This is a genomic window from Aeromicrobium sp. Leaf272 (assembly GCF_001422865.1).
In the GTDB taxonomy this organism is placed as follows: Bacteria; Actinomycetota; Actinomycetes; order Propionibacteriales; family Nocardioidaceae; genus Aeromicrobium.
The window spans coordinates 422062-428485 of the sequence record NZ_LMMY01000009.1 but is presented as its reverse complement, the minus strand read 5'-3'; the positions used below and the strand labels follow the sequence as shown (position 1 = coordinate 428485).

Genomic DNA, 6424 nt, shown 5'->3' with positions numbered 1-6424 from the left:
CCGTCCTCGTCGAAGGACTCGACCGCCGCGCCCAGGCAGCGGCACGAGATCTCGCCGGCGTACACGGGGACGGTGGGGGAGGCGCCCACGAACGCGGCGCACACGTCGGTGCCACCCGAGACGGACTGCAGGTGCACATGGTCGCCCACCGCGTCGTAGACCCAGCGGAAGCCCTCGGCCGGCAGCGGTGCCCCGGTGGACCCGACGCCGCGCAATGTCGACATGTCGCCGATCTCGCGCGGCACGATCCCCTCCTTGCGGCACTGCAGCAGGAACGGCGCGCTCGTGCCGAAGTACGTGACGCCCAGCTCGTCGGCGTCGCGCCACAGCTGCCCGAGGTCGGGGTGGGCCGGGTTGCCGTCCCACAGGACGATCGTCGAGCCGGTCAGCAGGCCCGAGACGAGCAGGTTCCACATCATCCAGCCCGTGGTGGAGAACCAGAAGAACACGTCGTCGGCGCCGAAGTCGTGGTGCAGGCCCAGCGACTTGAGGTGCTCGAGGGTGATGCCACCGTGACCGTGGACGATGGGCTTCGGCAGGCCGGTCGTGCCGGAGGAGTAGAGGACGTAGAGCGGTGCGTCGAACGGCAGCCGCTCGAACGCGAGCTCGCCCGGCTCACCCAGCAGCTCGTCCCACGTCGTCGTGGCGGTGCCGTCGATCGCGGGCGCGGGCGCCCCGGGCTCCAGGTACGGCAGCCACACGAGGGTCTCCACGCTCGGGAGCGCGTCGACGATGTCGGCGACCTCGCCGCGCCGGTCCACCGGCTTCGCGCCGTAGCGGTAGCCGTCGACGGCCAGCACGACCGTGGGCTCGGTCTGCTTCCAGCGGTCGACGACGCTCTGGACCCCGAACTCGGGGGCGCAGGAGCTGAAGACCGCTCCGAGGCTGGCTGCCGCGAGCAGCAGCACGAGGGTCTCGGGCACGTTCGGGGCGTAGGCGGCGACCCGGTCCCCACGGACCACGCCGGCGCGCTGCAGCCCGGCGCGAGCACGGGCCACCTGGTCACGCAGCTGCGCCGCCGTGAGCCGGACGTCGGCCCGCGACTGCGAGCGCGCCACGACGACCACGTCGTCGTCGGCCCGGCCGGGGAGCCGCAGCATCGCCTCGGCGTAGTTGAGCCGCACGTCCGGGAACCAGACCGCACCCGGCATGGAGGCGTCGGCCAGGGCAGGGGAGGGCTCCCCGTCGCCGGGAACGTCGAAGAACCGCCACACGGCCTGCCAGAACGCGTCGGGCTCCGCGACGGACCAGCGCCACAGGGCGTCGTAGTCGTGCGGGTCGGTGCCGACCGTGCGGGCGAAGTCGGAGATGCGCGGTGCGGCGTCGGGGTCGGGGCGCCACAGGACCTCGGGGCTGCGATCGGTACCGGTCATGCGGAGTGCTCCTGGAGTACGGGGTGGCGGCTCAACGCACGGCATCGTCGTCCGGGCGGACGTCGCTCGCGGTCCACACCAGGAGTCGCTGCACCAGCGGAACCGTGGCGGTCATGAGGCCCGGCACGATCAACCACGCCCAGGGCCCGTCGACGGGCTCCAGGAACAGCAGCATCACGAGGACGGCCACCAGCATCACGGAGAGCGCGAGGACCGCGCGCGCCTGCTGCACGCCGAACGCGATGAGCAGCCGGGAGCCGATCTCGTAGGCGAGGCCGACCACGACCAGGACGGCCAGGCCGCCCCAGAAGGCGCCTCCCGCCGAGGTGCCGCGCACCGCGCTGAACAGGTTGAGGCACGCCCAGCCGCCGGCCGTGATCAGCAGCCCGGCGACCAGCCCGGTGACCAGGGAGGCGCGCAACGGTGGGACGGTGGGGAGTCGGTAGTCGCGCACCGCCCACACGGCGTCCTCGCTGCGGTCGCGGACGGCGAAGCCGAACCGCCGCGCGAGGTCGCCGGTCCCGTGCAGGGCGTCGGTCGCACGTCCGCGTGCGCTCCCGAGGGCGGCCCCGACGTCGATGGTGGTGCGCGGACCGCTGCGCTGGGGCTGCGGTGCCGTCACCGGCTGCTCGACGGCCTCGTCGTCGGACGGATCCGTGGCGCGCGAGTCCTTGCCCTTGAGTCGCGAGACGGCCGAGGCCTTGGGCGCTGCAGGCCGGACGGGTCGAGCCGTGCTCGACGCGGGGGCACCGGGGCGCACCACCGTCTTCTTGACGATCTTCTTGACCACGCGCGGCTGGGTGCTGCCGGCACCGTCGGCCTGCGTCGTGCCCTCCTCGACCATGGTGTCAGTGTGTCACAGCGCACGTCGTCCGGGTCGGGGAGCGCACGCACGACGAAGCCCCCGGACCGTGGTGGTCCAGGGGCTTCGGATCCCGAAGGAGCTGGGTCGGGGTGACAGGATTTGAACCTGCGGCCTCGTCGTCCCGAACGACGCGCGCTACCAAGCTGCGCCACACCCCGGCGCTGTCCTCGCTAGGAGGACGAACCCGCTGAGTCTATCGCAGTGAGGGTGAGCAGGGTGGCCTCGGGTCGGCAGGCGAAGCGGACCGGCGCGAACGGTGAGGTGCCGAGCCCGCCCGACACGTGCAGCCACGACGGCGACGAGCCGGCGACCTGGTGCGTGCTCAGGCCCTTCACGCGGGCCCGGTCGAGGTCGCAGTTGGTCACCAGTGCGCCCACGAAGGGCACGCACAGCTGGCCGCCATGGGTGTGCCCGCCCAGGACGAGCGGGTACCCCTGGCGGGAGGCGTGGTCGAGCACCCGCAGGTACGGCGCGTGCGCCACGGCCACCGCGAGGTCGGCGTCGGCCCCGAGGGACGCGGCCGGCGGGACGGCCGCGAGGTCGTCGAGCTCCAGGTGCGGGTCGTCGACCCCGGCGAACGTGAGGCGCCGCCCGTCGACGGTGAGCGACCCGGTCGCGTTGTTCAGGTCGAGCCAGCCGTGCTCGGCCAGGCCCTCGCGCAGGTCCTCGAAGGGGAGGGTCGCGGCGCGTTCCCACGTGCCCCCGACCTGGGTCCCGGTGCCACCGGTCAGGTACTTGAGAGGGTTCTTGGGCACCGGGGCGAAGTAGTCGTTGGAGCCGAACACGAACACGCCGGGGCGCTCCAGCAGCTCCCCGTAGGCCTCCAGCAGCGGGGGGACCGCGTCGTGGTGGGCGAGGTGGTCGCCGGTGCTGACCACCAGGTCGGGCTCGAGGTCGGCCAGGGACCGCAGCCAGTCGGCCTTGCGCCCCTGGGCCGGCGTCAGGTGCGCGTCGGACAGGTGCAGGACCTTGAGCGGGCGGGCGCCCGAGGGCAGCACCGGCACGGACACGTGCCTCAGCGCGAACCACCGCGCCTCCCACCAGGCGTAGCCCAGAGCGGCCGCGCCGGCACCGATCACACCGGCTCCCACCACCACGGGCCGAGCCGCCACCGATGCCCTCATGCTCCCAGCCTAGGTGCGTGGCCGAACGGCGCTCGCCCGCGGTGAGAGGATGTGGTCATGTCAGCCCTGAAGGACCGCCTCCGTTCCGATCTCACCGCGTCGATGAAGGCCCGCGACGCCCTGCGCTCGAGCACGCTGCGCATGGTCCTCACCGCCGTGACCAACGCCGAGGTGGCCGGCAAGGAGGCCCGCGAGCTGACGGACGACGACGTGCTGACCGTGCTCACGTCGGAGGCCAAGAAGCGTCGCGAGGCCGCCGAGGCCTTCGAGGCGGGCAACCGTCCCGAGCTGGCCCAGAAGGAGCGCGACGAGGCCGCCGTCCTGGCCGAGTACCTGCCCGAGCAGCTGTCGGCGGACGAGGTCCGCGCGCTCGTCACGTCGACCATCGAGCAGCTCGGCGTGGCCGGCGACGGCATGAAGGCCATGGGCCGGGTCATGGGCGCGCTGCAGCCGCAGGTCAAGGGTCGCGCCGACGGCGGCGTGGTGGCCGCCGAGGTCAAGAAGGCGCTCGGCGCCTGAGGGAGGGCGCCGGGCCGGGCGCGGTGCCGGCACGGCGGGAGGTAGGTGGCGCGCGTCGCCGGCGGTTCGGACGCAGGTGGCACGCAGGTACCGGCTCGGTATCCGCGCGCGCCCTACCTCCCGACCCGTGAGAGCGCGACCCTCCTACCGCCCACGCGGTTCACCGCCCACGTGCCGGGTCCCGCGACGAGCAACCCCTGCTCGCTGCTGGTCAGTCGCGGTCGCCGTTCCCGTTGCCGTTCCCGTTCCCGTTGCCGCGGGGTGCGGGCTGCTGCTCGGTGTCGCGCCGCGTGGTCGTCGGGGCGTCGGCGCGGTCGTCGTCGTTGCTGCCGCCCGTGCTGCGCGCGGCCTGGCGCCGCGGCGGCGGGTCGAAGCGCTCGGGGCTCAGGTAGTCCTGGATCGTCCCCATGGCGTCCTTCCACATCGGACCCGACAGCGAGGAGCCGCCGGCCTGGGAGAAGCTCACGGGCGCGCCCTTGAGCGTGACGCCGACGAGGCTCGCCGGGTTGTCCTTGCTGTTGACGCCCGCGATCATCGAGGCGGCGGCCAGCTCGGGCGTGTAGCCGACGTACCAGACGGCCTGGCTGCTGTTCGTGGTGCCGGTCTTGGCCGCGGAGTCGATGCCGAGCCCGGTGCCGTTCTGGAAGCCGAAGCCGCCGGGCTGCTGGAGGCCTCGCAGGATGTCGTTGACCTGCGCCGCGACGTCCTTGCTCATGACCCGCTCGCACTGCTCGGGGTACTTCTTGAGCGACTCGCCGTTGGCGTCGAGGACCTCGTTGACCGGGCGCGGGGCGCAGTACTCGCCGCCGGAAGCAGCCGCGGCGTAGGCGGCGGCCATGTCGAGGGTGCTGACCGACGTGACACCGAGGGTGAAGGACGGGACCTGGTTCGTCTCCGGCACCGTGATGCCCATCGACTCGGCCGCCTTGACCGTGTTGCAGAGGCCGGCGTCCTTCTCGAGCTGGGCGAAGTAGGTGTTCACCGACCGCCGGAGTCCCGTCACCATGTTGAAGGTGCCGGAGCCGGTGGAGTTCTTGACGTCCCAGGTTCCGGTGCCGCGTCCCTCGCAGTCGTAGTAGGTCCCGGTGGGGATCTTCATCGTCTGGGGCGACCGGTACGACTTGGACGGAGGGATGCCGTCCTTCAGGGCCGCGATCGCGGTGAAGTACTTGAACGTCGAGCCGGCCTGGAAGCCGCCGGACTGGCCGTACTTGGCCGGCACGGAGAAGTTGAGGTAGGTCTGCCCGGCCTTCTTGTCGCGGCCCATCGGCTTGGACTGCGCGATGCCGCGCACGTTGCCGGTGCCGGGCTCGACGAGCGCGAGGGAGCCGATGGCCTTGTCCTTCGCGCCGACGCGGTTCTTGACGGCCTTGTTGATGGCCTTCTGCATGCGCACGTCGATGTTGGACTTGATGGTGAGCCCGCCGCGCTCGAGGCGTGCCTGACGCTCCTGGACGGTGGCGCCGAGCGCCTCCTCGTCGAGCAGGTACTGGCGGATGTAGTCGCAGGAGAACGCGGCGACGGACTCCACGCAGCCGTTGGGGAAGCGCGTGAGCTTGAGGTCGAGCGGCGAGGCGATCAGCTCGTCGGCCTGGGACTGGGTGATCTTGCCCTGGGTGGCGAGGACCTGCAGCACGGTGTTGCGTCGCTGGAGGGCGCGCTCGGGGTAGACCCGCGGGTTGAACTCCTCGGGGTTCTTCACGAGGCCCGCGAGCGTGGCGGCCTGCTTGACCGTCAGCTGGTCGGGGGAGACCGAGAAGTAGTGGTACGCGGCGGCGTTGATGCCGTAGGCGCTGTCACCGAAGTACGCGATGTTCAGGTAGCGCTCGAGGATCTCCTTCTTGGTGTGGGACTCCTCGTAGTTGATCGCCAGCTTGAGCTCGCGCACCTTGCGGGCCGTGGACTTGGCGGTGGCCGCGCGGATCTGCTCCTTCGTGGTGGCCTGCTGCACCAGCGTCAGCTTGACCAGCTGCTGGGTGATCGTCGATCCGCCCTGGGTCTGGCCGTCCGACGCGTTGTTGACCAGGGCGCGCAGCGTGCCCTTGAGGTCGAGGGCGCCGTGCTCGTAGAACCGGTTGTCCTCGATGGAGATGATCGCGTTCTGCATCGTGCCCGCGATCTGGTCGAGCGGGACGTCCTGGCGGTTCTCCTCGTAGAAGTACGCCAGGAGGGTGCCGTCGGACGCGTAGAGGCGGGTGGTCTGCGGGTTGGGCACGTCGTCGAGCTCCAGTGGCAGCTCGACCACGTCGCGCGTGACGTCGTTGGCGGTGGCCGCCACGAACGCCGTGCCCGGGATGACCACGGCGGCCACGAGGACGCCCGCCGCGACGGCGAGCACGATCATGGTCCCCACGAGCGAGGCGCGGCTCGAGGTGGGGGGCGGCGTCTGGGCGATCCGCCGGACGTTGTCGGTGAGGTCGTCCCAAGGCATGTGGCCCAGGATACGGAACGTTCCTGAGGATCGCGGGACGCGACGTCGAGGGCGCCGTGGTCCCGGAAGGTCCTGGATTCGACAGGACCATAGTCCCTTAGGACTACTCATA

Annotated in this window: 5 protein-coding genes and 1 tRNA gene; 1 reads left to right on the top strand and 5 read right to left on the bottom strand. The window is 71.7% G+C overall.

Annotation, left to right across the window (positions count from 1 at the left end):
• The 4 genes from ASF38_RS03680 to ASF38_RS03665 form a co-directional block, all read right to left on the bottom strand.
• Nucleotides 1-1373: AMP-binding protein (locus tag ASF38_RS03680; protein ID WP_235497420.1), on the bottom strand; the 1373-nt coding region annotated here is incomplete at its 3' end.
• Between the two features lie 31 nt (nt 1374-1404).
• Nucleotides 1405-2217: a hypothetical protein gene (locus ASF38_RS03675; RefSeq protein WP_056573692.1), complete on the bottom strand. Its 813-nt coding sequence runs from the start codon at nt 2215-2217 to the stop codon at nt 1405-1407.
• A gap of 105 nt (nt 2218-2322) precedes the next feature.
• Nucleotides 2323-2396, bottom strand: a tRNA-Pro gene (locus tag ASF38_RS03670).
• A 12-nt stretch (nt 2397-2408) separates the two neighbouring features.
• The gene (locus tag ASF38_RS03665) at nt 2409-3362 is read right to left on the bottom strand and encodes a metallophosphoesterase (protein WP_056573689.1); all 954 of its coding nucleotides are present in this window, start codon (nt 3360-3362) and stop codon (nt 2409-2411) included.
• Between the two features lie 57 nt (nt 3363-3419).
• On the opposite strand from ASF38_RS03665, the gene ASF38_RS03660 reads away from it, so the two are divergent.
• Nucleotides 3420-3881, top strand: a complete 462-nt coding sequence (locus ASF38_RS03660; RefSeq protein WP_056556379.1) for a GatB/YqeY domain-containing protein — start codon at nt 3420-3422, stop codon at nt 3879-3881.
• A gap of 211 nt (nt 3882-4092) precedes the next feature.
• On the opposite strand, the gene ASF38_RS03655 is transcribed toward ASF38_RS03660, so the two are convergent.
• Nucleotides 4093-6312, bottom strand: coding sequence for a transglycosylase domain-containing protein (locus ASF38_RS03655; protein ID WP_055963181.1), 2220 nt, complete (start codon nt 6310-6312; stop codon nt 4093-4095).
• Nucleotides 6313-6424 lie beyond the last annotated feature (112 nt).

Excerpts from the sequence above, each read along its gene's own strand:
- ASF38_RS03655 (WP_055963181.1), bottom strand. The coding sequence starts at position 6,312 with ATGCCTTGGGACGACCTCACCGACAACGTCCGGCGGATCGCCCAGACG.
- ASF38_RS03665 (WP_056573689.1), bottom strand. The coding sequence starts at position 3,362 with ATGAGGGCATCGGTGGCGGCTCGGCCCGTGGTGGTGGGAGCCGGTGTG.
- ASF38_RS03660 (WP_056556379.1), top strand. The coding sequence starts at position 3,420 with ATGTCAGCCCTGAAGGACCGCCTCCGTTCCGATCTCACCGCGTCGATG.
- ASF38_RS03675 (WP_056573692.1), bottom strand. The coding sequence starts at position 2,217 with ATGGTCGAGGAGGGCACGACGCAGGCCGACGGTGCCGGCAGCACCCAG.